This is a genomic window from Geodermatophilus maliterrae (assembly GCF_041018925.1).
Taxonomy (GTDB): Bacteria; Actinomycetota; Actinomycetes; order Mycobacteriales; family Geodermatophilaceae; genus Geodermatophilus; species Geodermatophilus maliterrae.
This window is the reverse complement of sequence record NZ_JBFNXQ010000003.1, coordinates 62,003-86,932: the sequence shown is the minus strand read 5'-3', so window position 1 is coordinate 86,932 and position 24,930 is coordinate 62,003. Positions and strand designations below refer to the sequence as shown.

The window sequence follows — 24,930 nt, the reverse complement described above, 5'->3', positions numbered from 1 at the left end:
GGCATGGCTGCGTGGCTGCTCTGGATGATCGCCTCGGGCCTGTTCGTGGCCGGCGAGGTGGCCAGCGGCGACCTGGTGCTCCTGATGTTCGCCGGCGGGGCCCTCGGCGGCATGCTCGTCGCACTGGCCGGGGGCGCGGTCGCCGTCCAGGTGCTGGCCTTCATCGCCGCCTCGGCGCTGCTGGTGGCCGTCGTCCGGCCGGCGGCCAAGGCGCACCTCGAGAACCGCGTGCCCGGGCACCTCGACGGCGTGCAGGCGCTCATCGGCCGGACCGCCCGGGTGACCCGGCCGGTCGATGCCTCCGGTGGACGCATCCAGGTGGGCGCCGACGAGTGGAGCGCGCGCAGCCAGTACGGCGGCGAGACCTTCGACGTCGGCACGACCGTGCGCATCCTCCAGGTCGACGGCGCCACCGCCGTCGTGGGCGACGCCTTCGAACTGGGGTGACCCGCGCCGCGGAGGCGTGACCCGCGGCCCCGCGGGCGGCAGTATCGGTGACAGCACCGTCCGCGACGGATCGGAGGATCCCGTGAGTGCCGCCCTCATCGCCCTGCTCGTCGTCGCCCTGGTGTTCATCGTGGTCGTGGCCAAGAGCGTGACGATCGTCCCGCAGGCCCAGGCCAAGGTGGTCGAGCGGCTCGGTCGTTACAGCCGCACACTCTCCCCGGGCCTGTCCCTGCTCGTGCCCTTCATCGACCGAGTGCGCGCCACCATCGACCTGCGCGAGCAGGTCATCTCCTTCCCACCGCAGCCGGTGATCACCTCGGACAACCTGCAGGTGGGCATCGACACCGTCGTCTACTTCCAGGTGACCGAGCCGCGGCTGGCCACGTACGGCATCGCCAACTACATCCAGGGCATGGAGCAGCTCACCACCACGACGCTGCGCAACGTCGTCGGCGGGCTCAACCTCGAGGGCGCGCTGACCGGCCGCGACGGCATCAACAGCCAGCTGCGCGAGGTGCTCGACGGCACCACCGGCCCGTGGGGGCTGCGCGTGGCCCGCGTCGAGATCAAGGCGATCGACCCGCCGCCGTCCATCCGCGACTCGATGGAGAAGCAGATGCGCGCCGACCGCGACAAGCGGGCGATCATCCTGCAGGCCGAGGGTGCCCGGCAGTCGGCGATCACCACGGCCGAGGGGCAGAAGGCCTCGGCGATCCTCTCCGCGGAGGGCAAGAAGCAGGCGGCGATCCTCGAGGCCGAGGCCGAGCGGCAGAGCCGCATCCTGCGCGCGGAGGGCGAGCGGGCCGCGCTGTACCTGCAGGCGCAGGGCCAGGCGAAGTCGATCGAGACGGTCTTCCAGGCCATCCACGACGGCAAGCCCGACCAGGGGCTGCTGGCCTACCAGTACCTGCAGACGCTGCCGCAGATCGCCCAGGGCGACGCCAACAAGATGTGGATCGTCCCCAGCGAGTTCAGCAAGGCCCTGGACGGCCTGGCGAAGCTCGGCGGTGCCGACGGCGACGGGCGTTCCTGGATGGACGTCGACCCGACGAGGAACGGCGCGAGCAGGCCGACCGCCGAGATGGACACGTCCGGCTGGTTCGAGTCGGCGCTGCCCCGGGCGGCCGACCAGCCCGAGGCCAAGATCGAGCTCTCCAGCATCGTCGACACCGCGCCGGCCGTCCCCGCACCGGGGATCCCGGACACGACGTCCCTGGCCCGCGCCGCCGAGGTCGAGGCCGCCGTCCCGCCGGCGCAGGGCCAGCCCGACGCCGCGCCGCGCCGCCACTGACCGACTGGAGAAGGACCCTCCTGCCCCCCACCACTCGCGGGCTCGCGGCGGGACCCTGCAGGAGGGCCGCCGTCCCGGGGTCTCAGTCCTTGAGCAGGCCCTCGCGGAGCTTGGCCAGGGTCTGGCTGAGCAGCCGGGACACGTGCATCTGCGAGATGCCGATGTCGGCGGCGATCTGCGACTGGGTCATGTTGCCGAAGAACCGCAGGATGAGGATGCGGCGTTCGCGGGCCGGGATCGTGGCCAGCAGCGGCTGCAGCGACTCGCGGTACTCCACGCCCTCGAGCGCGGCGTCCTCCTCGCCGAGCGTGGCGGCCAGCGTGGGGGAGTCGTCCTCGCCGGAGAGCCGCTCGTCGAGCGAGCTGCTGCGGTAGGCGTTGGCCACGGCGAGGCCCTCGAGGACCTCCTCGCGCGGGATCCCGAGGTGCTCGGCCAGCTCCGACGGCGTCGGTGCGCGGCCGTTCTTCTGCGCGAGCTCGCCGACGGCGGAGTTCAGCGACAGGTGCAGCTCCTGCAGCCGCCGCGGCACGCGCACCGACCAGCCCTGGTCGCGGAAGTGCCGCTTGATCTCGCCGGTGATGGTCGGGACGGCGAAGGAGAGGAACTCGACGCCGCGGTTCGGGTCGAACCGGTCGATCGCCGCGATCAGGCCGAGCGTGCCCACCTGGAGCAGGTCGTCGAAGGGCTCGCCACGGTTGCTGAAGCGGCGGGCGAAGTGCCGGACGAGGGGGAGGTGCTCCTCGACGAGGATCTCGCGCAGCCGCTCCCGGCGCGGGTCGTCCTTCTCCAGGGTGGCGAGCTCGGCGAACAGCGGGGCGGTCCGCTCGGCGCGGCGGCGGTTGTCCGAGATGGGCGGGGCGTCGGGCTCCGCCTCCCGGACGTCCGCGGCCGGTACTGCCGTCGTCTCCTCGGCCGGACCCTCGGGGGTCTCGGACGTGTGGTCGGACAGGGGGTCCTCCTCGACGGCCCGGTGGCTGGCGGCCGCCGGGGTCACGGGGCGACCGAGCGGTTCTGGCCCGCGCCGCCGACGAGTTCGCCCGGGCGCTGGCCGGGCAGGTACTTGTCCATGGAGATGACGGCGACGCGCGCGCTGCCGCCGTCGCCGGCCGGCACCTCGCCCTGCGTCGCGGTGCGACCGTCGACGTTGTCGGCCAGCGTCTGCAGCACCGTCCACCCGAAGCCGTCGCGCGGGACGTCGGTCCCGTCGGCGACCGGCACCCAGGCGTCGATGTGCAGCCCGGCGCGGGTGGTCTCGAAGACCACGGTCAGCGGGGCGTCCCCGAGTGCGATCGCGGCGAGGGTCGCGCACGCCTCGTCCACCGCCAGGCGCAGGTCCTCGACCGAGTCGAGGTCGTAGTCCATGCGGATGGCCAGGTCACCGGCCATCGCGCGCACCGCGGGGAGCTGGGTCGGCGTGGTGGGCACGCGCAGCTCCAGTCGTTCGGCGCGCCGGCCGTCCTGCGCGAGGGCACTCCTCGAGTCCGCCATCCGTCGTCTGCTCCTCATCCGTCTGCCGTGGCCGGCCGCCTGCGCGAGGCCCGTGCGGGCCACCGAGCTCCGGGGCCGCGGCTGCTGGTGCACCATCCTGCCCGGCCGCCCGGTCCGGGCTGCGCGCGGGGCCGGCCCCGCCGTCCAGCACACCCGCCTACCCGCCGGGACCGGCTGCGCAAACACGCACGTCGCCGTCCCGGTGGCGGTCCGCCGGGGCCGTCAGGCGCGGTTGCCGGGGTGCTGGCCCTGTTGTCTGCTTGTCCCGGATGAACGCCAGCCAGGGCAGACCGCCGCCGGGGCCCCGTCCCGCCGAGGACGCGGGCCCGGCGGCACTCCTCGCGGCCCTGGAGCACGCGCCGTCGGCCCTGTGGTTCCTCACCGGCCCGGGTGCGCGCACGCTCTGGGCCAACGCCCGCGCCCGCGCCCTGGTGCCCGACGCCGCCGACCTGCCCGTCGTCGGGGGCCCAGGTGTCGCCGACCTCGTGGCCGCCGTGCTGGACAGCGGCCGGCCCGAGACGCTGACCGGCGTCCTCCCCGGGCTCGGGGTGCCGATGACCGTCACGCTGCGCCCGCTGCCGACCGGCGGGGTGCCCGGGGTCGTGCTGGTGGCCGAGGGACGCGACGAGCGCCCCCACGGCGCCGCCGCCGACGACGAGCACGCGGCGCAGGACCCCGCCGGGCAGGACGCCGTCGGGGAGGCCCAGCTCTCCCTGCTGCCCCCCTCGCTGCCGCTGCTCCCGGACGTGCGGCTGTCCGGCAGCTACCACCCGGCGAGCTCGGTGCGGGCGGCCGGCGGCGACTTCTACGACGCGGTGTCCCTCGGTCACGGCCGGCTGGCGCTGGTCATCGGGGACGCCGTCGGCCACGGCGTCCCCGCCGCGGCGGCGATGAGCCGGCTGCGCGGGGCGCTGCGCTCCAGCGCGCTGCGCGACCCGTCCCCGGCATCGGTGCTCGCCGCCCTCGACGACTTCGCCGCCCAGATGGACGACGTGCAGGGCGCGTCGGTCTTCTACGCCGTCCTCGACGCCGGGACCGGCGGGCTCGCCTACGCCGCGGCCGGCCACCCGGCACCGCTGCTCGTGCACGCCGACGGCAGCACCACCTACCTGCCCGTGATCGCCCGGCCGCCGCTGGGCACGCTGCGCGGTGCCCCGACCCCGGTCGCCCGCGCGGACCTCGAGCCGGGCGCGACGCTGGTCCTCTACTCCGACGGCGCGGTCGCCACCAGCGGCCCGCCGCCGGCACAGGGGATCCTGCGGCTGACCGAGGTGGCGCGGGCCGCGCTGGCCGAGCCGGCCGCCCTCGACGGCGAGGCCATGGCCGGGCTGGCCGGTGCCATCGCCGCGGGCCTGCTCACCGGCCACGGCCGACCCGACGACATCGCGGTCCTGGTCACCCACCGTCTGGCCCGCTCGGTACAGCCACTGCAACTGGACCTGCTCGCCGTCCCCGCGTCCCTGCCCGCCGTGCGCCGCCGGCTGAGCGCGTGGCTGACCGCGCTGGGCATGGGCGAGGAGGACCGGGTCGGCGTCATGGTGGCCGTGGGGGAGGCCTGCGCCAACGCCGCCGAGCACGCCTACCGCGACGCCGAGCCCGGTCCGGTGCAGGTGACCGCCGCGGTCGACGTCGACGGCGTGCTGACCGTGACCGTCCGCGACGAGGGCACCTGGCGCCCGCCGGACCGCGACCCGGGCGACCGCGGCCGCGGGCTGCTGATCATGCGGCAGCTCGTCGACGGCATGGTCGTGCAGGGCGAGCACGGCACCACCGTCACCCTGCGGACCCGGTTGCGGCAGTCGCCAGACGAGGAGCCCGAGCACCTGGCCGCGGGTATCGGCGCGGCCGTCGTCGTCGACCGGTCGGGCAGCAGCCCGGTGGTGCGGGCCGCCGGCGACGTCGACATGGTCAGCGCCGCGCAGCTGCGGATCCGGCTGCTCGAGGCCAGCCACGGCGGCACCGTCCGTGTCGAGCTCGACCTCACCGCGGTCACGCTCTTCAGCAGCGCGGCGGTGCGGGTGGTGCTGGCCGTGGCCGCCATCGCCGAGGCCGAGAGCTGGCGGCTGGTGGTGCACGCGCCCGCCGGCGGGGTCACCCGGCACATCCTCGAGGTCAGCGGGCTCGAACGGCTGGTCGAACTGCGCTGACGGTTTGGGGCACGCCTGCGGTGCCCATCCACGGAGGATGAGACTGCGGCGCAGCGACGTGCACGGCCCCGGCTGGACCCGGCGCCGTGCCGGCCGCGGCTTCTCCTACCGCGACGAGACCGGCGCGCTGATCAAGGACCCCGACCGGCTCGACCGCATCCGGTCGATCGCCATCCCGCCGGCGTGGAAGGACGTCTGGATCTGCCCGTGGCCCAACGGGCACATCCAGGCCACCGGGCTGGACGCCGCCGGTCGCCGTCAGTACCGCTACCACGACGCCTGGCGGGCCCGGCGGGACGCGGAGAAGCACGAGCGGGTGCTGGCCATCGCCCAGGAGCTGCCCGAGGTCCGGGACCGGGTGGCGGCCGCCCTGCGCACCCGCGGACCCAACCGTGAGCGGGTGCTGGCCTGCGCCCTGCGCCTGCTGGACCTGGGCACCTTCCGGATCGGCAGCGAGGAGTACGCCGAGGAGAACGGTACCTACGGGCTGGCGACGCTGCGCCGGGAGCACGTCAGCGTGCGCGGGGAACGGACGTTCTTCCGCTACACCGCCAAGGGCGGCATCGAGCGGGAGGTCGAGATCACCGACCGGCCGACCGCCACCGTCGTCCGGCAGCTGCTCGAGCGGCCCGACGACGCCGGGGACGAGCTGCTCGCCTACCAGACCGCGGACGGCACCTGGCGCGACGTCACCAGCGACGAGATCAACGCCTACCTCAAGGAGGTCAGCGGGGCCGAGATCACCGCGAAGGACTTCCGGACCTGGAACGCGACGGTCCTGATGGCGGCCGCGCTGGCCGAGCAGCCTCCGCCGAGGAACAAGACGGCGCGGCAGAAGACGATCAAGGCCGCCTACGTGCGGGTGTCCGAGCACCTGGGCAACACCCCGGCGGTGTGCAGGGCGAGCTACGTCGACCCACGGGTGGTCGACCGGTACGAGCAGGGGGAGACCGTCGCCCACGCCCTGGCCGGGTTGGCGGACGCCGACGACGACCGCGAGGCGCAGAAGGTGCTGGAGGCCGCGGTCTGCCAGATGCTCTCGGCCTGAAGCGCCACGAAGGCCCCACCGCTGGGGGGGCCTTCGTCGCACGGCCCCGTCGCGGGGAGGACGGGGTCCTTCCTCAGCGGGCGCTGCTGTCCACGATGGTGAACAGGTCGATCAGGCCGGTGACCTCCAGCGGGCGGGTGACCGCCCGGGTGGTGGCGACGAGTCGCAGGTCGACGTCGCGCGCGCGGGCCGACTTCTGGGTCTCGACGAGGACGGCCAGGCCGGCGGAACCGAGGAACTGGACGCCGGACAGGTCGATGACCAGCTCGCGGGGCTGCTGCTCGAGCTGGGTGTCGAGCGAGGAGCGCAGCACCGGGGCGGTGAACGTGTCGACCTCGCCGACGACCGTCACCGTGACCGCGCCGTCCTCACCGGTGGAGGTCGCGAGCGTGATCACGTCGTCGAAGGGTGCCTCCGTGCCCTCGTTCGACACGTCGTGCTGCCCCCCGGCAGGCAGGTCGGATGCGGTCACGGACGCAGCTCCTCTCAGCGGTCGCACCGATCGGTACGGCCACCGGTCAATCTACCGACGCGCGCGCCGGGACGTGGTCACCCCTGGGGTGGACCGGTGGTCCTCCAGGGCACACCGGGGGCCGTGGGCCGGCCGGCGCGTACGGCTGACTGCTCAACCGCGTCCTCAAACGTAGACAACCGGATGGCGAGACGCCAACCAGCCCGGTGGGACGCCTCCGGGGCGTCCCACCGGGCCGGCCGGCGCGGTGTGCCGGGTCGGTGCGGGAGGCGTCAGGGATCGATCAGGTGGACGGCGGCCTCCTCGGGGCCCTCTCCGCCTGCCCTGAGATCGGCGGTGGCCTCGACGTCGTCGGCGGTCCGGTTGGTGCCGGAGTCGCTCTCCGGCGTCGTCGAGGTGTCCTGCTCCAGCTGCATGGACGCCGCCTGCGGGTCCTCGGCCGGGCGGACGCCCGGCTGCACGTCGGGCTCCTCGCGGTCGAGGCGGCCGGACAGCGACTCGCCCTCCGACTGCTCGAACGCGGTGGTGCCGAAGTCGGTGACCGCGCCCGGGTCCTCGCCGGGCATCGGCGCGAACTGGGGGTCCTCCGCCGTCTGCATGGTGGGGGAGTCGTCCTGGGCGATCTCGGGGATGCCCTCGTCCTCGGGGAAGACGTCGCGGGCGGTCTGGCCCTCCGGCTGGGTCATCTGCACGTCCTCTCTGCTCGGGCCACCGAGGGGCGCGGACCGGCGACGCCGGTGCGGGCCCCCCGTGGGGGACTGCTCCCCGGCCTACCCGGGTGCCGCCGTCCCATGCAGCCGCGGCGGGCGGGCGGTGCCGCACGCGCCACCCGGCATGGGCACGCGCCACCCGGCATGGGCAGTGCCCCCGCCGGGTAGCGCGCCCGGCATGGCTATCGCAGACGAGGTGCAGCGGATCGGCGCGCCGGTCCTCCGCTGGGCGCAGGTCCAGAAGCACGAGTACGCTCAGGGAGAGCCTCGTCCGCTCGGTGGTGACCTCGGGGCGATGGGTGTCTACCTCGGCCTCGTGTCGGCCGGCGCGGCAGCCGTTCGGTACTCGGGGCGGGAACTCCCCGACCGGATCCCGTTCGGCGACGCCGCACTGCTGGCGGTGGCGACCTTCCGGCTCGCGCGCCGGATCGCCAAGGACCCCGTCACCGCACCCCTCCGCGCGCCGTTCACGGCCTTCCAGGGCCCGTCCGGGCATGCCGAGGTGGCCGAGGAGGTCCGCGAGCACGGCGGGGTCAAGCACGCCATCGGGGAGTTGCTCACCTGCCCGTTCTGCCTCGCGCAGTGGGTCGCCACCGGGCTGGTCTTCGGCTACGCGACGGCGCCGCGGGCGACCCGCCTCGCCGCGCTCACCATGACGCTGGTCGCCGGCAGTGACGTCCTGCAGTTCCTCTACGACGCCATCCAGAACGGTGCCCTGGAGCCGTCGGCGCAGGAGGCGGCGGGTGTAGACGCCGACGCCGCGGGGAAGCACGCCGAGCAGGGCTGACCCGCAGCGCCCGCTTCCCCCGGGCGGAGGAGAACGCCGTCCCGGAGCTGCCGGTGACCGGAGCCCGCACCTATCCTGCGGGCCCGGCCATCCGGGAGTCCGGAGACCCGGGGAAGAGGAGTGGACATGCGCTCGATCTGGCGCGGCGCGGTCTCGTTCGGCCTGGTCAGCATCGGGGTGAAGCTGTACTCGGCGACCGAGGACAAGGACGTCCGCTTCCACCAGGTGCACGCCGTCGACGGCGGGCGGGTCAAGTACCGGCGGGTCTGCTCGATCGACGGCGAGGAGGTCGAGTACGGCGACATCGCCAAGGGCTTCGAGCTGCCCGACGGGCAACTGGTGATCCTCACCGACGACGACCTCGCCGAGCTGCCGCTGTCGACCCGGCGGGAGATCGAGGTCCTGCAGTTCGTCGAGCAGAGCGAGATCGACCCGATCCACTTCGAGAAGACCTACTATCTCGAGCCCGACGGACCCGCGACGCGCCCGTACGTGCTGCTGCGCGACGCGCTGGAGAACACCGGCCAGGTCGCGATCACCAAGATCGCGCTGCGGCAGCGGGAGTCGCTGGCCGCGATGCGGGTGCGTGACGGCGTGCTGGTGCTGCACACGATGCGCTGGCCCGACGAGATCCGCCGTCCCGACTTCGGCTTCCTTGACGAGGACGTCGCCGTCCGGCCGCAGGAGCTGCAGATGGCCGAGGCGCTGATCACCTCGATGGCCGGCGAGTTCGACCCGGGCGAGTTCACCGACGACTACCGCGAGGCCATGACCACGTTGCTGGAGGCCAAGCAGACCGGCGGCGAGGTGCAGCCGGTGCCCGAGACCGCCGACCCGGGCGCGGCCGTGGTGGACCTGATGAGCGCGCTGCGGCGCAGCGTCGAGCGGGCCCGCGGCAGCGGGGACGCCGAGGACGAGCCCGCACCGCGTCCCCGCCGGGCCGCCCGCGCCGCGGAGCCGGAGGAGGCCGCTCCCGCGAAGCGCGCGCCGGCCAAGAAGGCCCCGGCGGAGGAGGCCACCGCCACGACCACCCGGACGAGGCGGGCCGCGGCCGCCGAGGCCGAGGCGGCCCCGGCGCGTCCCCGGGCGCGCAAGGTGACGGCGGCCAAGGCCGCACCGGCCGACGAGGCGCCGAAGAAGCGCACGACCCGCGCGCGCCGCAGCGCCTGACGGTGTCCTGATCCGGTGCCCCCGGTCCTGCCCGAGCCGCCGCTGCCGGCGCCCATGCTCGCCGTCGCCGGCGAGCTGCCTCCGGCCGGGCAGGACGCCGCCTGGGGTTACGAGTTCAAGTGGGACGGCGTCCGTGCGCTGGCCGCCGTCCGCGACGGCCGGCTCGGACTCCGGGCGCGCAGCGGCACCGGGATCACCGGTCGTTATCCCGAACTCAGCCGCTTACCGGACGCGCTGACCGGTGCGGACCTCGTCGTCGACGGCGAGGTGGTCGCACTCGACCGCAGGGGCCGCCCCGACTTCGGCCTGCTGCAGAACCGCATGCACCGCACCGGTGGTCCCGACGTCGCCCGGCTGGCGGCCGCCGCGCCGGTCACCTACCTGGTCTTCGACGTGCTGACGGTCGCGGGCCGGAGTCTGCTCGACCACCCCTACGAGGAGCGCCGGGAGCGGCTGGAGGACCTCGGCGCCGCGGGGCAGCGCTGGGTCACCACACCGTGGTTCCGCGGCGGCGGCGCCGACGTGCACGCGGCCAGCCGGGACAACGGCCTCGAGGGCGTCGTCGCCAAGCGCCTGGACTCGCCGTACCGGCCGGGCGTGCGCGCGCCGGAGTGGCGCAAGGTCAAGCACGTCCGCATGCAGAGCGTCGTCGTCGGCGGGTGGCGGCCGGGCAGGGGACGGCGGGCCGGGGGAGTGGGCTCGCTGCTGGTCGGCGTCCACGACGACGACGGCCGGCTGGTCTACGCCGGCCACGTGGGCACCGGGTTCACGGACGCGATGCTGCGCGAGCTGGGGAGCCTGGTCACCGCCCGCCGGACCCCGCCGTTCGCCGATGCCATCCCGCGGGAGGTCGCCCGCGACGCGCAGTGGGCGGAGCCCGAGCTGGTGGGCGAGGTCGCCTTCGCCGCCTGGACCGCCGACGGCCGGATGCGTCATCCCGCGTGGCGCGGCCTGCGCGACGACCTCGACGTCGACGACGTCGTGGTGGAGTGGAGCTCGTGAGCCGTCAGCGGGTGCGGGTGGACGGCCGGCAGCTGTCGGTGTCCAACCTGGAGAAGGTCCTCTTCCCCGAGGTCTCGTTCACCAAGGCGCAGGTCATCGACTACTACGTGCGGATCGCGCCGGTGCTGCTGCCGCACCTGTCGGGCCGGCCGGTGACCTTCACCCGCTGGCCCGACGGTGTCGAGGGGCCGGCCTTCTTCGAGAAGAACACCGCCCGGCACGCGCCGGACTGGGTGCGGAAGGTGACCGTGCCCAGCCCCGGCAGCGCCAAGGACCGCGAGGTCCTCGAGATGGTCGTCCTGGAGACGGTCGCCGACCTCGCGTGGGCGGCCAACCTCGCCGCGCTGGAGCTGCACGTCCCGCAGTGGCAGGTGGCCAGCAAGCTGCAGCCGGCGCTGCCCGACCTGCTCGTGCTCGACCTCGACCCGGGGCCGGACGCCGGGATCCGGGAGTGCTGCGAGGTCGCCGAGCGGCTGCGGGACCGGCTGGTCGACGACGGGCTGGACCCGGTGGTGAAGACGTCGGGCTCCAAGGGCATGCAGGTGTACGCGCCGATCCGCGTCACCGACCGCGAGCACCCCAGCCGCTACGCCCGGGTGCTGGCGCAGGAGCTGTCGGCCGAGACGCCCGACCGGGTGGTCTGGCGGATGGAGAAGGTGCTGCGGCCGGGCAAGGTGCTCATCGACTGGAGCCAGAACAACCCGGCGAAGACCACGGTGGCGCCCTACTCGCTGCGGGCGCGGCCCGACGCGACGGTCTCGACGCCGATCGGCTGGGACGAGGTGGACGCCGTCCGGGGCGGTGGCGCCGACCCCGGCGAGCTGCGCTTCCACACCGAGGAGGTGCTGGCCCGGGTGGAGGAGTACGGCGACCTCTTCGACATCGCCGACCGCACCCGCGCCCGGCTGCCCGCCGTGTGAAGAAGGACCCCGTCCTTCTCACCGCTCGCACGCTCGCGGCGAGCCTCCGGACGGGGCTGCAGCGGCACGCTGCGGTTCTGCGACCATATGGCACCGTGTCCGCCGCCCCGCTCGCGCACGACCCCGCCACCGCCGACGTCGGGCGGCTGGTGGTCCGGTGCCCCGACCGCCCCGGGATCGTCGCGGTGCTGTCCCGGCTGCTGGCCGACGTCGGGGCCAACATCATCGAGTCGCAGCAGCACTCCTCGGACCCGACCGGCGGGACCTTCACCCTGCGGCTGGAGTTCGTGCTCCCCGGGCTGTCGGCCCGCCGCACCCAGCTCGAGGGCGCCCTGGAGCTGCTGGCCCAGCAGTGGCAGCTGACCTGGCGGCTGGCCGAGGCCGCCACCCGCCCGCGCGTGGCGGTCTTCGTGTCGCGGACCGACCACGTGCTGCAGGAGCTGCTCTACCGCGTGCGCGCCGGTGACCTGCGCGCCGACATCGTCGCCGTCGTCTCCAACCACCCCGACCTCGCGCCGGTGGCCCAGGCGGCCGGGGTGCCCTTCCACCACGTCCCGGTGACGTCGGAGACCAAGGCGCAGGCCGAGGCGCGGGCCCTGGAGCTCGTCGGCGACGTCGACCTCGTTGTCCTCGCCCGCTACATGCAGATCGTCTCGGCCGACTTCTGCAGCCGCTTCCCCGAGCGGTTGATCAACATCCACCACAGCTTCCTGCCGGCCTTCGTCGGCGCGAACCCGTACCGGGCGGCGCACGACCGCGGCGTGAAGCTCATCGGGGCGACGGCGCACTACGTGACCCCCGACCTCGACGCCGGGCCGATCATCGAGCAGGAGGTGGCCCGGGTCGACCACCGCGCCACCGTGGAGGACATGCGCCGGGTGGGCCGGTACGTGGAGCGGCAGGTGCTCGCCCAGGCGGTGACCTGGCACGTCGAGGACCGCGTCGTCGTCGAGGGCGACCGCACCATCGTCTTCGCCTAGCGGCCCCCTGCAGGGCCCCGCCGCGAGCGTGCGCGTGGGTGGGGGGCAGGCCGGGCCTTCATTTGACTCGTTCAAGAAAAGCGGGTTGAGTGGGACCCGATGGACACGACCTGGGCGCCCCCGCTGCGGGACGCCGGGCTGCGGGTGACGCGGCCGCGGCTGGCCGTGCTCGACGCCCTCGCCGCGCATCCGCACGCCGACGCGGACACGCTCGTCACGGTGGCCCGCCAGGCCCACCCCACCCTCTCGCCCCAGGCGGTCTACGGCGTGCTCAAGGCGCTCGTCGGCGTCGGCCTGGCCCGGCGGGTCGAGCCGGCCGGCGCCCCTGCGCTGTACGAGGTCCGCGTCGGGGACAACCACCACCACCTGGTCTGCCGCTCGTGCGGCGCGGTCGCCGATGTCGACTGCACCGTGGGGGCGGCCCCGTGCCTGACGCCCTCGGACACGGCGGGTTTCGTCGTGGACGAGGCGGAGGTCGTCTTCTGGGGGCTGTGCCGGGAGTGCCGGGTACGGACGCCGGAGGGCACCGCTCAGGTCCTTCAGCACGACAACCGAGGAGGAGCACACGCATGACCGACGTCGCATCGCAGGGCCCGGCCGCCAGCGAGGCCGACCGCGCCGTCCTGACCAACCGTCAGGGCCACCCGGTCTACGACAACCAGAACCAGCGGACGTTGGGCGCACGCGGCCCGGCCACTCTGGAGAACTACCAGTTCCTCGAGAAGATCAGCCACTTCGACCGCGAGCGCATCCCGGAGCGCGTGGTGCACGCCCGCGGCGCCACCGCGTTCGGCGTCTTCGTGGCCGACGGCACGGTCGGCGACGAGCCGATCAGCAAGTACACCCGCGCCAAGCTCTTCCAGGAGAAGGGCAAGGAGACCGAGGTCGCCGTCCGCTTCTCCACCGTCGCCGGTGGCCGTGACTCCTCCGAGGCCGCCCGCGACCCGCGCGGTTTCGCGGTGAAGTTCTACACCGAGGACGGCAACTGGGACCTCGTCGGCAACAACCTCGGCGTCTTCTTCATCCGGGACGCCATCAAGTTCCCCGACTTCATCCACTCCCAGAAGCCCGACCCGGTCACCTTCGAGCGCCAGGTCGCCAACCGGGTCTTCGACTTCGCGTCGCAGACGCCGGAGTCGATCCACATGTTCACCCTGGTCTTCAGCCCCCGCGGTCTGCCGGCCAGCTACCGGACCCAGCAGGGCTTCGGCGTGAACACCTACAAGTGGGTCAACGCCGAGGGCGACACCAAGCTGGTCAAGTACCACTGGCTGCCCAGGCAGGGCGTCAAGTCGATGACGGCGAAGGACGCCGCGGCGGTCCAGGCCAACGAGCTCGGCGCGCACACCAAGGACCTCTACGACGCCATCGGGCGCGGCGAGTTCCCGTCGTGGGACCTGCACGTGCAGCTGATGGACGACCACGAGCACCCCGAGCTGGACTTCGACCCGCTCGACGACACGAAGGTGTGGCCGGAGAACGACTTCCCGCTGCGCAAGGTCGGCACCATGACGCTGAACCGGGCGCCGGAGAACTTCTTCCTGGAGAACGAGCAGATCGCCTTCGGCACCGGCGTGCTGGTCGACGGCCTGGACTTCTCCGACGACAAGATGCTGGTCGGCCGCACGTTCTCCTACTCCGACACCCAGCGCTACCGGGTCGGCCCGAACTACCTGCAGCTGTCGGTCAACCAGGCCAAGAACGCCCGGGTCGCCACCAACCAGCGCGACGGCCAGATGGCCTACGCCGTGGACCTGGGCCCGGGCCAGAACCCGCACGTCAACTACGAGCCGTCGATCCTCGGCGGCCTGCGTGAGGCGCAGTACCCCGTGCACGACGAGCAGGGCCCGGAGATCACCGGCCGGCTGACCCGCAAGCGGATCCCGCGGACCAACGACTACGAGCAGGCCGGCGAGCGCTACCTGCTGTCGGAGCAGTGGGAGAAGGACGACGTGGTCGCGAACTTCGTCGACGCGCTCTCCCAGTGCGACCGCCCGATCCAGGAGCGGATGGTCTGGCACCTGTTCATGGCCGAGGACGAGTTCGGTCAGCGGGTCGGCGAGGGCCTGGGCATCACCGCCGACGACGTCCGGCACCTGCAGCCGCTGCAGACCCAGACGCTCACCGAGGAGGAGCTGCAGCGTGCGGCCAACCTCGGCAAGAACGGCCCGCGCGACGTCACCGGCCTGGTGATGACGCACTGCGTGCCGAACGAGCACGTCGAGGTCACCCTCTGACCGAGGGCTGACCAGCAGGACCACCGCGGGCCGCGGCCGGGAGACCCGGTCGCGGCCCGCCGTGGTGTGTGGGGAGACCGGTCTTCCGCTCACCGGGAGCCGGTCTGGTCCGTGGCGAAGGTCGCTCCTAGCGTCGGCCGACCGCCCGCCTCACCGTGGAGGACGTCATGAGCTCGACTCCCGTGCGCCCGACGACGTCCGGACCCGGGGTGGCCCGGGCCGCCGGTTGGGTGGCCCCGCTGTGCTGGGTCGCCGTGCTGCTGGACGGGTTCGACCTCGTCGTCGTCGGCACCGTCATCCCCACGCTCACCGAGCCGGAGGAGTTCGCCCTCACCGGCACCGGGGCCACCGCGGTCATCACCATCGGGCTCGTCGGGATGATGATCGGCGCGCTCACGATCGGCACGCTCACCGACCTGGTCGGCCGCCGCAAGGCGCTGATCGGCGCGGTGGCGGCGTTCTCGCTGCTCACCCTGCTGTGTGGGTTCGCGCCCAACGCGGTCGTCTTCGGGATCCTGCGGTTCCTCGCCGGTCTCGGGCTCGGCGGGTGCCTGCCCACGGCGATCGCCATGGTCAACGAGTTCACCCGGGCCGGCCGCAGCGGCCGCGCCACGACGACGATCATGACCGGTTACCACGTCGGCGCCGTCGCCACCGCCGCGCTGGCCATCGTCGTCATCCCGTCGCTGGGCTGGCGGTGGATGTTCGTCATCGGCGCGGCGCCGGCGCTCGTCCTGGTGCCGCTCATGCTGGCGCGGCTGCCGGAGTCGGCGTCCTACCTGCTGGCCGCCGGCCGACGGGCCGAGGCGGAGGACGTGGCCCGGCGGCACGGACTGGAGCTGGAGAGCCCGGCCGGGAGCGCCGCGGCGCGGTCCGGCGGTGCGGTGGCCGGCGGTGCGGTGGCCGGTGGTGCCGCGGCGACGGTCCGGTCGCTGTTCACCGGCGGCTACGCCCGCAACACGCTGGCCATCGGCGTCACGTCGTTCATGGGGCTGCTGCTCGTCTACGGCCTCAACAACTGGCTGCCGACGATCATGCGCGAGGCCGGCTACGAGCTCGGCGACTCCCTCGCCTTCCTGCTGGTGCTCAACGTCGGCGCCATCGTCGGGCTGCTCGTCGCCGGGACGTTCGCCGACCGGGTCGGCGCCCGGACCGCCGGGATGATCTGGTTCGCCTCCGGCGCCGTCTTCCTGGCGCTGCTGTCGGTGCGGCTGCCGACGGCGGGCCTGTACCTCATGTGCTTCCTGACCGGCTGCTTCGTGTTCTCCGCGCAGGTCCTGGTCTACGCGTTCACCAGCGCGAACAACCCGCCGCACGTGCGCGCGACCGCGCTGGGCTGGTCGGCCGGGGCTGGGCGGATCGGCGCCATCGTCGGCCCGGTGATCACCGGTGCCCTCGTCACGGCCGGCATCGCCTTCCCGTGGGGCTTCTACGTCTTCGCCGTCGTCGGCGCGCTGGGCGCGGTGGCCCTCAGCGTCACCCGGCCCGTCCGCGCCGCCGGCTGAGGCCCCACTTCGTCGCGGGGGGACGGCGGCCCCGTCCCGGTCCCGCCCGACCGTGCGAGGGGTGGGGAGGACGGCGGCCCCCGTCCAGAGGCTCGCCGCGAGCGTGCGAGGGGTGAGGGGGACGGGGTCCCTAGGTCAGTCGCGGGGGTGCCGGCGGTCCTGCTCGGCCAGGAAGCGCTCGAGCTCGGCGCCGATCTCCTCGCCGCTGGGCACGTCGCCCACGTCGCCGAGCAGCGCGCTGTCCTCGCGGGCGGCGGTGAACTGGTCGTACTGCTGCTCCAGCGCGGCGACCACGGCGGTGTTGTCGGAGGAGCGGCCGATCTGCTCGTCGATCTCGCCGCGGTTGAGCTCGGCCGCCTCGCGCAGCGTCTCCGTGGGCAGCAGCAGCCCGGTCAGCCGGCCCAGGTGCTCGAGCAGGCTCAGGGTCGCGGCGGGGTAGGTGGCCTGCGCCAGGTAGTGCGGCACGTGCGCGGCGACGCCGAGCGCGTCGACGCCGGCCTCGCCCAGCCGCAGCTCGAGCAGGGCCGCGGCACTGCCGGGGATGCGCATCTCGCCCCAGTACACGGGATAGGCGTCGATGAGCCGGCGGCGCGTGGCGTGCGCGGTGACGGTGACCGGCCGGGTGTGCGGCACCGGCATCGGGATCGCCTGCAGCGCCACCACCGAGGTGACGCCGAGCCGCTCGACCAGCTGGGCGATCGCCGCGACGAAGCCCTCCCAGCGGTAGTCGGGCTCGGGGCCGGTGAGCAGCAGGAACGGCTCGCCGGAGTCGTCGTCGACCGCCGACAGCACGATCTCCGGCGCGTCGAAGGTCTCGTACCGGTCACCGGAGAAGGTCATCCGCGGCCGGCGCGCCCGGTAGTCGACGAGGACGTCGGCGTCGAAGCGGGCGACCGTGCGGTGCGGCAGTGTCGCCAGCAGGTGGGCGCCGGCCAGTGCCACGGAGGAGGCGGCGTCGAAGTCACCGGCGAGGGCGTGCACCAGCACCAGTCCCCGCCGCTCGGCCGGCTCGGTGACCGCCGTCTCGGCGGCGAGGAACTGCTCGGCCTCGGGGAGCAGCTCGACGAGCTCCTCCGGTCGCTGCGCCACGGGGGCACCTCCTGCTGGTCGACGTCACCGTGATCAGCGACGGCGGGCGCTCCGGCATTCCCGGTGCCCGCCCGCACGCTCAGCCGCGGGACGTCTCCGGGGCCGGGCCCCGGGTCAGCACCGCACCCGTGTCGTCCCCCGCGACCTGCGTGTGCGTGCCGTCGCCGGCCACCTCGGGGTGGCGGCCGTCGAAGACGTCCCGCGCGTACCGGTAGACGACGGCCATCAGCGCGGCCACCGGGACGCTGAGGAAGGCGCCGATGATGCCGGCCAGGCTGCTGCCGGCGGTGACGGCGAGGATCACCACCGCGGCGTGCAGGTTGAAGCCGCGGCCCTGGATGATCGGCTGGAGCACGTTGCCCTCGATCTGCTGCACCAGCAGCACGATGCCGAAGACGATGAGCGCCACGGTGAAGCCCTCGTCGACCAGCGCGACGAGCACGGCGAACGCGCCGGCCACGAAGGCACCGATGATCGGGATGAACGCGCCGAAGAAGGTCAGCACGGCCAGCGGGACGACCAGCGGCACGTCCAGGATCCACAGCCCGATGCCGATGAACAGCGCGTCGACGAAGCCGACGAGCGCCTGCTGCTTGATGAACTCCGAGAGCGTGGTCCAGGTCTTCTGCGACAGCGCGGCCACGTGCGGCGCGGCGCGCGGACCGGTCTGGGCGGCCAGCCAGGGCACCCAGCGCGGCCCGTCCTTGATGAAGAAGAAGGCCAGCAGCAGGGCCAGCACCAGGTTGAGCAGGCCGTTGCCCACGGCCGAGGCGCCGGTGGCGGCGTAGCTCGCGATGTTCGACGCGTTGGCCTGCACCGAGTCGATCGCCTGGTCGACGACCTGGCCGATCTGCTCCTCGTCGACGTTGAAGGGCGGGCCCTGCAGCCACTGCTGCACCTGCTCCAGGCCGTCGGCGGCCTGGTCGGCGAGCTCGGTGACCTGGTCGGCGACCTGCGGCGCGATGACGGCGATCAGCCCGCCGATCAGGCCGAGGAACACCAGCAGCACGATCGCCGCGGCCAGCGCCGCGGGCCAGCCGTGCCGGCGCAGGAACCGGGTGGGCGGCCAGAGCACGGTGGCGAAGAGCAGACCGAGGATGACCGGCAGCAGGACGACCCAGAGCTTGCCCAGCACCCAGCCGACCACGACGACGCCGGCGCTGATGAGCAGCAGCTGCGCCGAGCCTATCGCCAGCGCCCGGGTGGCCGTCCGGAACCGCTCCCCGCGCTGCCACGTGGGCGCGGGGGCCACGGTGGCGGTGTGGTCGGCGGTGCGCGGGTCGTGCGACCCGCCCTCCCCGGTGAGGGCGGGTCTCGGGCCGGCGCCGCCGGTGTCGGGGGTGGCCGCGCCGCCGGTGCGCGGTGCGTCCGGCGCGGGGGTGCCGGCGCCCTGCGCAGCGGAGTCACCGGCCGGCGCCGGAGCGTCGTCCCGGTGTCCGGGCAGGCGGAACCTCATGGGGAGATCGCACCACAGATCACCAGGGCCCACCGTCCGGAGATCACCACCGCCCGCTCCTGCCACGGCGCGGGTGGACCGCTCCGGCTAGCGTCGGGGCCGTGCCGAGGACCGCCACCGCCGACCGCGTCGACCGCGGGGCCCTGCTGGACTTCCTCCGTCCGCGGCACCGCGCCGTGCTGCTCACCCGCCGCCGGGAGGGCGGACCGCAGCTCTCGCCGGTGACCTGCGGCGTGGACGCCGAGGGACGCGTCGTCGTCTCCACCTACCCGCAGCGCGCCAAGGTGCGCAACGCCCGCCGCGACCCCGCCGTCTCGCTCTGCGTGCTCTCCGACGACTTCGACGGTCCGTGGGTGCAGGTCGACGGCCGCGCCGAGGTGCTCGACCTGCCCGAGGCGCTCGAGCCGCTGGTCGAGTACTTCCGTTCCATCAGCGGCGAGCACCCCGACTGGGACGAGTACCGCGCCGCGATGACCCGGCAGGGCAAGTCGCTGCTGCGGATCACCGTCGAGGCCTGGGGGCCGGTGGCCACCGGCGGCTTCCCGCCGGAGCTCGCCACGCGGGACTGACCCCCGGCGCGGCGCGCCGGGCAAGCCCAGGAGCTTGCCGAGGTCGGTGTCCGGGGACGACGCTGCGCGCGTGCTGCTGGCGATCGGCTGGGCCCCGCGATCGGCGGGCGGCGCCCCGGCCGCCGCGCCGCCCCTCCCGAGCGGGGTCGCCGTGCGGCCGGCGGGGGAGGGCGGGATCGCCGTCGTGGCCGACGCCGATCCCGCTGTCGCGGCGCGGGTGGCCGTCGACGCCGTGGTCGCGCTGGTGCGGCAGGGCGGCCGGCGCATCGGGGTGGGAGCGGCCCCGGCGTCGGACGACGACGCCCCGGTGCTGCTCGGCGCCCGCCGGGCACTGGCGGCGGCGACCCGGCGACCGGCCCGGCTCGCCGTCCGCGGGACCGACCCGGCGGCCTCCGCCGACGCCCAGGCGGTGCTCACGGCGCTCGCCGTGCTGCTGGCCCGGCGCAGCCCGGCGGCCTGGGCCGCCGCCGACCTGCTGACGGCCGGTGCGACCCGCGCGGCCGTGGCCGCCGAGCTCGGCGTCTCCCGGCAGGCCGTGGCGCAGCGGCTGGCGGCCGGCCTGTGGGACCTCGAGCAGGAGCTGCGGCCCACCGCCGTCCGCCTGCTCTCCCGGGCCGCCGGCTGACGCCGTCGGGGGAACCGCCGCGCGCGGTGATCACCGCACCCCGGAGAATGGGACCGAAACCGTCCCGAGGAGGTCCGGATGAGCCAGCCCGAGCACCCGCAGCGCAACACCGAGCTGCTGGGCATCTACGTCAACGACCACCTCGCCGCGGCCACCGGTGGCATAGAGCTGGTCAGCCGGATGATCGGCGTGCACCGCGGGTCGCGGTGGGAGCCGCCGCTGCAGCAGCTGCTCGCCGAGCTGCGGGACGAGAAGTCCTCGCTGCTCGACGTCATGCGGGCCCTCGGCATCCCGGTGCGCCAGTACAAGCAGATCGGTGTCTGGGTGGCCGAGAAGGTCACCCGCGTCAAGTTCAACGGGCGGCTGCTCTCCCGCTCGCCGCTGTCGGACCTCGTCGAGTTCGAGTTCCTCGCCTCGGCGGTGCGTGGCAAGCGCAGCGGCTTCGAGACGCTGCGGATCACCGCCGAGGTCGACGACCGGCTGCCCAAGGCCGAGCTGGACCGGCTCATCGACCAGGCGCACCAGCAGTACGAGTGGCTCACCGACGCCCGGCGCGAGATGGCTGCGGCCGTCTTCGGCGGCCGGGCGGAGGCCGCCGAGCGCACCGGGAGCCAGTGAGCCGCGGCCCGGGGCGGCGGCGCCGGGCACCGGCGTCCCCGGCCTGGTAGCACTGGTCGCGTGTGCCACGACCCGAGCAGCCGACCCCCCGCGCCGCCCGGCGGCGCCGGCGAGGTCGCCGAGACCGAGCTGACCACCCTCACCGCGGCCGACGGCACGGCGTTCTCCGCGGCGTGGGCCGCCCCGTCCGACGGCGCGTCCGCCGCCGCCGGCGTCGTCGTCCTGCCCGACATCCGCGGCCTGCACCCCTACTACGTCGCGCTCGCCGAGCGGTTCGCCGGGGCGGGCGTGCCGGCGATCGCCGTCGACTGGTTCGGGCGCACCGCGGGCCCGGCCGAGGGCGGCACCCGCGACGGCGGGTTCGACTGGCAGACGCACGTCCCGCAGACGACGCCGGGCGGCATCGACGCCGACCTCACCGCCGCGATGGCCGAGCTGCGCCGCCGCACCCGCCCGGGCCTGCCGGTGGTCACCGTGGGCTTCTGCTTCGGCGGCAGCCACTCCTGGCGGCAGTCGGGCGGGGACCTCGACGTCGCCGCGTGCGCGGGCTTCTACGGCCGGCCGGTCCTGGTCGGGAATGCGGCGACCCGCGCGTCGCGGCCGACGCTGATGCTGATCGCCGGCGCCGACGCCGCCACCCCGGTGGACGACCAGCTCGCCCTGGCCGCGACCATGCGCGCGGCCGGTGCGGACGTGACGACCGCCGTGTACGAGGGGGCGCCGCACTCCTTCTTCGACCGGGCCGCCACCGAGTGGGAGGACGCCTGCCAGGACGCCTGGCGGCGGCTGCTGGCACTGGTCGACCGGGCGGGGCAGGTGTCGTCGTGAGCGAGCCGATCGACCCGGGGGTCATCGAGCTGGCGGCGCGGGTCTTCGACCTGGCCCGCTCCGGCCACACCGAGGAGCTCACCGCCTACCTCGACGCCGGGGTGCCGCTCGAGCTGACCAACGACAAGGGCGACACGCTCCTGATCCTGGCCGCCTACCACGACCACCCCGGGACGGTGGCCGCGCTGCTCGCCCGGGGCGCCGACCACTCCCGGGCCAACGACCGCGGGCAGACGGCGCTGGCCGCGGCGGTGTTCCGCCGTTCCGAGCCCGCGGTGCGCGCGCTGCTCGACGCCGGCGCCGACCCCGACGCGGGCGGCCCCAGCGCCCGCGAGACGGCGGTGTTCTTCGAGCTGCCGGAGATGTCGGCACTCCTGGAGCGCCCCGCTCGCTGACACGTCCCCCCGGACACGAGCGCGGCGTGCCACCCTGAGGGCTCACGGCGGCGCCGCACGGGGGCGCGGGTGCGGGCGCGGCGCCATCCCGGGCCGACCGGTCCGCGCCCGCACAGCCACCGCGGGGCGGGAGGGACGTCGACACATGGCCGCGCAGCAGCACCTGCCGGGTCAGGACGCCGACCGGGCGTGCACCGGGGCGACCCGGCTGACGCCACCCGACGCCACCGACCTGCAGGCTGCGCTCGTCACGGCCGGGTACCCCTCGACCGACCCGCCCGGGCCGGCCGGACCCGCCGTCGACGTGCTGGGCGAGGCGGCCGCCGTCGACGCCTCTCTCGACGCCCCTCTCGACGCCCCTCTCGACGCCCCGCCCGAGGGGCCGCCCCCGCTGCCGCAGCCGGAGGGCTCCGCGGGGCTGCCCCGCTGGCTGGTGCTGCTGGTCGGGGCCGCGGCGGCGACCATCGCCGTCGCCGGTGTCCGCGAGATCGCCTGGCTGCTGGCGCCGGTGCTGCTCGCGCTGGTCGTCGTCGTGGCGCTCATGCCGGTGCAGCGGTGGCTGCTGCGCCACCGCGTGCCGCGGTGGGCCAGCGCGAGCGTGCTGCTGCTGCTGGTGTGGACCGTGCTGCTCGGTCTCGGGTCGCTGCTCGTGGTCGCGATCGCCCAGTTCGCCGTCCTGCTGCCGGACTACGCCCCGCAGTTCCAGCTGCTGCTCGACGACGCGGTCCGCCGGCTCGACGAGGCCGGGATGTCCTCGTCGCAGATCGCCGAGCTGGTCGACCGGTTCGACTACGGGCAGCTCGTGGGGCTGGCCACCGGCCTGCTGGCCCGCGTCACCGACACCGCCACCACGCTGGTCCTGCTGCTGTCGGCGATGGTCTTCCTCGCGATCGAGTCGGGGGGGTTCGGCCGCCGGCTCGCGCTGGTCGCCGAGGAGCGCCCGCACCTGCCGATCGCCCTGGGCCTGTTCGCCCGCGGCACCCGCAGCTACCTGCTGGTGAGCACCGTCTTCGGCGCCATCGTGGCGGTCGGCGACACGATCGCCCTGGAGATCCTCGACGTCCCGCTGCCCCTGCTGTGGGGCGTGCTGTCGTTCATCACCAACTACGTGCCGAACATCGGCTTCGTGCTCGGCGTCATCCCGCCGGCGCTGCTCGGCCTGCTCGACGGCGGGTGGACCGAGTTCTGGGTGATCATCGTCGTCTACGCGCTGCTCAACTTCGTGGTCCAGACGCTCGTCCAGCCCCGGTTCGTCGGCGACTCGGTCGGCCTGTCGATGACGGTCACCTTCCTCGCGCTGCTGTTCTGGGGATGGGTGCTCGGCGCCCTCGGCGCGCTGCTGGCCATCCCGCTCACGCTGCTGGTCAAGGCGCTGCTGGTCGACGTCGACCCGCGCGGCCACTGGCTCGACGCGCTCCTGCGGGAGGAACCCCGGGCCCCGCGCACCAGCCGCGCGCGGCAGCGCGCGCACGACCGCCGGGCGGCGCTGGCCTCGGTGCGGGCGCTGCACCCGCACTGGCCCGGACGCCGTGGATCCGGGGACTGACCTGGGCTTTCGCGGAATGTCAGGGGCGCGGAGGACGTTGTCCCCATACCGGGTGAGTGCCCGGTGAGACCCCTGAGGAGGACCCCGTGAAGGGTGATCGTGTCGAGGTCGTCATCGACGCCGGTGGCAGCACCCGCACCTACGAGATCGAGGCCACCCGCGCCGGCCGGCGCGTCGAGGTCGTCCACGGCCGCGGCGTCGTCGAGGTCACCGAGAACACCCGCGGTGGCACGCCCGTGCGCACGGCCCGGTTCATGTCCGGGCGGGTGCTCGCGCTGGTGGAGCACCCGGCGGCCCGCCCCGGGCTCGACGACGACGAGCCGGTGACCCCGCTGCGGCGGAGCGCCTGAACGAAGGACCCCGTCCTCCCCACCCTTCGCGCGCTCAGGGCGGGACCCGGGACGGGGCCGCCCCTGCCCCCCACCGCTCGCAGGTTCGCGGCGGGACCCTGCAGGAGGGCCGACGTCCCGGCGGGGGCCCGGAGCTGGTCGTCATGGTCGGCCTGCAGGGCGCCGGCAAGTCGACCTGGGTGGTCGAGCACCTCGCGGCCACCCACGCCGTGGTGAGCAAGGACCACTGGCCGCGTGCCCGCCGCCGGGAGGCCCGGCAGCAGCGGGTGGTGGCCGAGCTGCTCGCGGTCGGCCGCAGCGTCGTCGTGGACAACACCAACCCGTCGGCCGAGCAGCGCGCCCCGCTGATCGCCGCCGCCCAGGCCGCCGGGGTGCCGGTGCGCGCGGTCTGGCTGGACACCCCGCTGCCCACCTGCCTGGCCCGCAACGAGGCGCGGGAGGACCGGGCGCGCGTGCCGCTGGTCGGCGTCCTGTCCGCCCGGGCCCGCTTGGCCGCGCCGACGGCGGCCGAGGGCTTCGACCGGGTGGACGTCGTCGTGCCCGAGCCCGGACCGGGGCCGGGGTCCGTGCCGGGGGAGTGACCGGCGGGGCGCCGCGTGCGCCCGTGCGGGCGCGTGCGGTAGACCTTGCAGGCCCGCCCACCCCCGTCCCCGGAGGTCCCGCCCGTGCTGGCCAGCATCGGATACGCCGTCGCCTACACCGCCGTCGGCCTCGCGCTGCTGGCCCTGGGCTACCTCGCCCTCGACCTGCTCACACCCGGTCACCTGGGCCGCCGGATCTACCACGACCGGTCGGTGAGCGCGGCCGTCGTCCTCTCCGCCGGCTTCCTGGCCCAGGGCGCGATCACCTTCACCACCATCTGGACCAACGCCACGTCGGGCTTCGGGCAGGCGCTGCTCTACACCGTCGTCTTCGGGGTGCTCGGCGTGCTGCTGCAGGCGGTGGCCTTCGTCGCCCTCGACCTGCTCACGCCCGGGAAGATGGGCTCCCTGGTCACCGAGGTCGGCTTCCACCCCGCCAGCCTGGTCAGCGCCGCGGCGCAGCTGTCGGTCGCCGCGATCATCGTCGCCTCGATCTGGCCCTGACCCCGGTCGCCGAGAGCGCCGGCCCACCGGTCGGCGGGTCCCGGGACGGTGGCGCAGAACCCCGACGTAACGTGTCCGGCGCAGCGCGCGGGCGCGCGCCGGGGACACCGGGCGCGCGTGCGCGCCCGGACCGGCCGGCGACGACGCCGCCACCAGCATGAGAGG

Annotated in this window: 27 protein-coding genes; 21 read left to right on the top strand and 6 right to left on the bottom strand. The window is 74.6% G+C overall.

Translation table 11 applies throughout. The annotated features are described in order from the left end of the window. The first annotated feature begins 3 nt into the window (after nt 1-3). Together ABQ292_RS01830 and ABQ292_RS01825 are read left to right on the top strand one after the other, a co-directional pair. Nucleotides 4-447 carry an NfeD family protein gene (locus tag ABQ292_RS01830; RefSeq protein WP_369202649.1) on the top strand — a complete coding sequence of 148 codons (444 nt, stop codon included), beginning with the start codon at nt 4-6 and terminating at the stop codon, nt 445-447. A gap of 82 nt (nt 448-529) precedes the next feature. Continuing rightward, the gene (locus ABQ292_RS01825) at nt 530-1,738 is read left to right on the top strand and encodes an SPFH domain-containing protein (RefSeq protein ID WP_369202647.1); all 1,209 of its coding nucleotides are present in this window, start codon (nt 530-532) and stop codon (nt 1,736-1,738) included. Nucleotides 1,739-1,820: 82 nt separating this feature from the next. On the opposite strand, the gene ABQ292_RS01820 is transcribed toward ABQ292_RS01825, so the two are convergent. Next, nucleotides 1,821-2,732: an RNA polymerase sigma factor SigF gene (locus ABQ292_RS01820; protein ID WP_369202645.1), complete on the bottom strand. Its 912-nt coding sequence runs from the start codon at nt 2,730-2,732 to the stop codon at nt 1,821-1,823. Next, nucleotides 2,729-3,226, bottom strand: coding sequence for an ATP-binding protein (locus ABQ292_RS01815; protein ID WP_369202643.1), 498 nt, complete (start codon nt 3,224-3,226; stop codon nt 2,729-2,731). The genes ABQ292_RS01820 and ABQ292_RS01815 overlap by 4 nt, the downstream gene beginning before the upstream one ends. A gap of 269 nt (nt 3,227-3,495) precedes the next feature. On the opposite strand from ABQ292_RS01815, the gene ABQ292_RS01810 reads away from it, so the two are divergent. Next, entirely contained in the window at nt 3,496-5,373 is a 1,878-nt protein-coding gene (locus tag ABQ292_RS01810; RefSeq protein ID WP_369202641.1) for a SpoIIE family protein phosphatase, read from the top strand. 37 nt (nt 5,374-5,410) lie between these two features. Beyond that, on the top strand, nt 5,411-6,421 hold the full coding sequence (locus tag ABQ292_RS01805; protein ID WP_369202639.1) for a DNA topoisomerase IB: 1,011 nt from the start codon (nt 5,411-5,413) through the stop codon (nt 6,419-6,421). Between the two features lie 73 nt (nt 6,422-6,494). Here ABQ292_RS01805 and ABQ292_RS01800 read toward each other — a convergent pair whose 3' ends face one another. Beyond that, entirely contained in the window at nt 6,495-6,893 is a 399-nt protein-coding gene (locus ABQ292_RS01800) for an STAS domain-containing protein (protein ID WP_369202637.1), read from the bottom strand. 272 nt (nt 6,894-7,165) lie between these two features. After that, nucleotides 7,166-7,579: a hypothetical protein gene (locus tag ABQ292_RS01795; RefSeq protein ID WP_369202635.1), complete on the bottom strand. Its 414-nt coding sequence runs from the start codon at nt 7,577-7,579 to the stop codon at nt 7,166-7,168. 202 nt (nt 7,580-7,781) lie between these two features. Between ABQ292_RS01795 and ABQ292_RS01790 the strand changes: the two genes are divergently transcribed. The 8 genes from ABQ292_RS01790 to ABQ292_RS01755 all read left to right on the top strand — a co-directional run bounded on the left by ABQ292_RS01790 (nt 7,782) and on the right by ABQ292_RS01755 (nt 16,204). Beyond that, entirely contained in the window at nt 7,782-8,390 is a 609-nt protein-coding gene (locus tag ABQ292_RS01790; protein WP_369202633.1) for a DUF1360 domain-containing protein, read from the top strand. Nucleotides 8,391-8,516: 126 nt separating this feature from the next. Beyond that, nucleotides 8,517-9,560 (top strand): non-homologous end joining protein Ku, encoded by a 1,044-nt coding sequence (gene ku / locus ABQ292_RS01785; RefSeq protein ID WP_369202631.1) that lies wholly within the window; start codon nt 8,517-8,519, stop codon nt 9,558-9,560. A 15-nt stretch (nt 9,561-9,575) separates the two neighbouring features. Then, the gene (gene ligD, locus ABQ292_RS01780) at nt 9,576-10,562 is read left to right on the top strand and encodes a non-homologous end-joining DNA ligase (RefSeq protein WP_369202629.1); all 987 of its coding nucleotides are present in this window, start codon (nt 9,576-9,578) and stop codon (nt 10,560-10,562) included. Further along, nucleotides 10,559-11,482, top strand: coding sequence for a non-homologous end-joining DNA ligase (ligD, locus tag ABQ292_RS01775; protein ID WP_369202627.1), 924 nt, complete (start codon nt 10,559-10,561; stop codon nt 11,480-11,482). The genes ligD (ABQ292_RS01780) and ligD (ABQ292_RS01775) overlap by 4 nt, the downstream gene beginning before the upstream one ends. Nucleotides 11,483-11,577: 95 nt before the next feature. After that, nucleotides 11,578-12,462 carry a formyltetrahydrofolate deformylase gene (gene purU / locus ABQ292_RS01770; protein WP_369202625.1) on the top strand — a complete coding sequence of 295 codons (885 nt, stop codon included), beginning with the start codon at nt 11,578-11,580 and terminating at the stop codon, nt 12,460-12,462. A gap of 99 nt (nt 12,463-12,561) precedes the next feature. Beyond that, nucleotides 12,562-13,035 carry a Fur family transcriptional regulator gene (locus ABQ292_RS01765; protein ID WP_369202623.1) on the top strand — a complete coding sequence of 158 codons (474 nt, stop codon included), beginning with the start codon at nt 12,562-12,564 and terminating at the stop codon, nt 13,033-13,035. After that, entirely contained in the window at nt 13,032-14,699 is a 1,668-nt protein-coding gene (locus ABQ292_RS01760) for a catalase (RefSeq protein WP_369202621.1), read from the top strand. The genes ABQ292_RS01765 and ABQ292_RS01760 overlap by 4 nt, the downstream gene beginning before the upstream one ends. Nucleotides 14,700-14,866: 167 nt before the next feature. Further along, complete coding sequence (locus ABQ292_RS01755; RefSeq protein WP_369202619.1) at nt 14,867-16,204, top strand: MFS transporter; 1,338 nt, start codon at nt 14,867-14,869, stop codon at nt 16,202-16,204. A gap of 135 nt (nt 16,205-16,339) precedes the next feature. Here the strand turns inward: ABQ292_RS01755 and ABQ292_RS01750 are convergent, their stop codons facing one another. Beyond that, complete coding sequence (locus ABQ292_RS01750; RefSeq protein ID WP_369202617.1) at nt 16,340-17,293, bottom strand: proteasome assembly chaperone family protein; 954 nt, start codon at nt 17,291-17,293, stop codon at nt 16,340-16,342. 79 nt (nt 17,294-17,372) lie between these two features. Beyond that, on the bottom strand, nt 17,373-18,749 hold the full coding sequence (locus ABQ292_RS01745; RefSeq protein ID WP_369202615.1) for an AI-2E family transporter: 1,377 nt from the start codon (nt 18,747-18,749) through the stop codon (nt 17,373-17,375). 101 nt (nt 18,750-18,850) lie between these two features. Between ABQ292_RS01745 and ABQ292_RS01740 the strand changes: the two genes are divergently transcribed. The 9 genes from ABQ292_RS01740 (at nt 18,851) to ABQ292_RS01700 (ending at nt 24,765) form a co-directional block, all read left to right on the top strand. Beyond that, nucleotides 18,851-19,318 (top strand): PPOX class F420-dependent oxidoreductase, encoded by a 468-nt coding sequence (locus tag ABQ292_RS01740; protein ID WP_369202613.1) that lies wholly within the window; start codon nt 18,851-18,853, stop codon nt 19,316-19,318. 70 nt (nt 19,319-19,388) lie between these two features. Then, entirely contained in the window at nt 19,389-19,943 is a 555-nt protein-coding gene (locus tag ABQ292_RS01735) for a hypothetical protein (RefSeq protein WP_369202611.1), read from the top strand. 78 nt (nt 19,944-20,021) lie between these two features. Beyond that, nucleotides 20,022-20,561, top strand: coding sequence for a hypothetical protein (locus tag ABQ292_RS01730; protein WP_369202609.1), 540 nt, complete (start codon nt 20,022-20,024; stop codon nt 20,559-20,561). Nucleotides 20,562-20,621: 60 nt separating this feature from the next. After that, complete coding sequence (locus ABQ292_RS01725) at nt 20,622-21,389, top strand: dienelactone hydrolase family protein (RefSeq protein WP_369202607.1); 768 nt, start codon at nt 20,622-20,624, stop codon at nt 21,387-21,389. Then, on the top strand, nt 21,386-21,784 hold the full coding sequence (locus tag ABQ292_RS01720) for an ankyrin repeat domain-containing protein (protein WP_369202605.1): 399 nt from the start codon (nt 21,386-21,388) through the stop codon (nt 21,782-21,784). The genes ABQ292_RS01725 and ABQ292_RS01720 overlap by 4 nt, the downstream gene beginning before the upstream one ends. A gap of 145 nt (nt 21,785-21,929) precedes the next feature. Continuing rightward, the gene (locus ABQ292_RS01715) at nt 21,930-23,330 is read left to right on the top strand and encodes an AI-2E family transporter (RefSeq protein WP_369202603.1); all 1,401 of its coding nucleotides are present in this window, start codon (nt 21,930-21,932) and stop codon (nt 23,328-23,330) included. An 86-nt stretch (nt 23,331-23,416) separates the two neighbouring features. Next, the gene (locus ABQ292_RS01710) at nt 23,417-23,680 is read left to right on the top strand and encodes a DUF8836 family protein (RefSeq protein ID WP_369202601.1); all 264 of its coding nucleotides are present in this window, start codon (nt 23,417-23,419) and stop codon (nt 23,678-23,680) included. 143 nt (nt 23,681-23,823) lie between these two features. Beyond that, entirely contained in the window at nt 23,824-24,261 is a 438-nt protein-coding gene (locus tag ABQ292_RS01705; RefSeq protein ID WP_369202599.1) for an AAA family ATPase, read from the top strand. Nucleotides 24,262-24,345: 84 nt separating this feature from the next. Beyond that, nucleotides 24,346-24,765 (top strand): DUF350 domain-containing protein, encoded by a 420-nt coding sequence (locus tag ABQ292_RS01700; protein WP_369202597.1) that lies wholly within the window; start codon nt 24,346-24,348, stop codon nt 24,763-24,765. Nucleotides 24,766-24,930: the final 165 nt, after the last annotated feature.

Excerpts from the sequence above, each read along its gene's own strand:
- ABQ292_RS01830 (WP_369202649.1), top strand. The coding sequence starts at position 4 with ATGGCTGCGTGGCTGCTCTGGATGATCGCCTCGGGCCTGTTCGTGGCC.
- ABQ292_RS01815 (WP_369202643.1), bottom strand. The coding sequence starts at position 3,226 with ATGGCGGACTCGAGGAGTGCCCTCGCGCAGGACGGCCGGCGCGCCGAA.
- ABQ292_RS01810 (WP_369202641.1), top strand. The coding sequence starts at position 3,496 with ATGAACGCCAGCCAGGGCAGACCGCCGCCGGGGCCCCGTCCCGCCGAG.
- ABQ292_RS01805 (WP_369202639.1), top strand. The coding sequence starts at position 5,411 with ATGAGACTGCGGCGCAGCGACGTGCACGGCCCCGGCTGGACCCGGCGC.
- ABQ292_RS01795 (WP_369202635.1), bottom strand. The coding sequence starts at position 7,579 with ATGACCCAGCCGGAGGGCCAGACCGCCCGCGACGTCTTCCCCGAGGAC.
- ABQ292_RS01790 (WP_369202633.1), top strand. The coding sequence starts at position 7,782 with ATGGCTATCGCAGACGAGGTGCAGCGGATCGGCGCGCCGGTCCTCCGC.
- ku (WP_369202631.1), top strand. The coding sequence starts at position 8,517 with ATGCGCTCGATCTGGCGCGGCGCGGTCTCGTTCGGCCTGGTCAGCATC.
- ABQ292_RS01765 (WP_369202623.1), top strand. The coding sequence starts at position 12,562 with ATGGACACGACCTGGGCGCCCCCGCTGCGGGACGCCGGGCTGCGGGTG.
- ABQ292_RS01760 (WP_369202621.1), top strand. The coding sequence starts at position 13,032 with ATGACCGACGTCGCATCGCAGGGCCCGGCCGCCAGCGAGGCCGACCGC.
- ABQ292_RS01755 (WP_369202619.1), top strand. The coding sequence starts at position 14,867 with ATGAGCTCGACTCCCGTGCGCCCGACGACGTCCGGACCCGGGGTGGCC.
- ABQ292_RS01745 (WP_369202615.1), bottom strand. The coding sequence starts at position 18,749 with ATGAGGTTCCGCCTGCCCGGACACCGGGACGACGCTCCGGCGCCGGCC.
- ABQ292_RS01730 (WP_369202609.1), top strand. The coding sequence starts at position 20,022 with ATGAGCCAGCCCGAGCACCCGCAGCGCAACACCGAGCTGCTGGGCATC.
- ABQ292_RS01715 (WP_369202603.1), top strand. The coding sequence starts at position 21,930 with ATGGCCGCGCAGCAGCACCTGCCGGGTCAGGACGCCGACCGGGCGTGC.
- ABQ292_RS01705 (WP_369202599.1), top strand. The coding sequence starts at position 23,824 with ATGGTCGGCCTGCAGGGCGCCGGCAAGTCGACCTGGGTGGTCGAGCAC.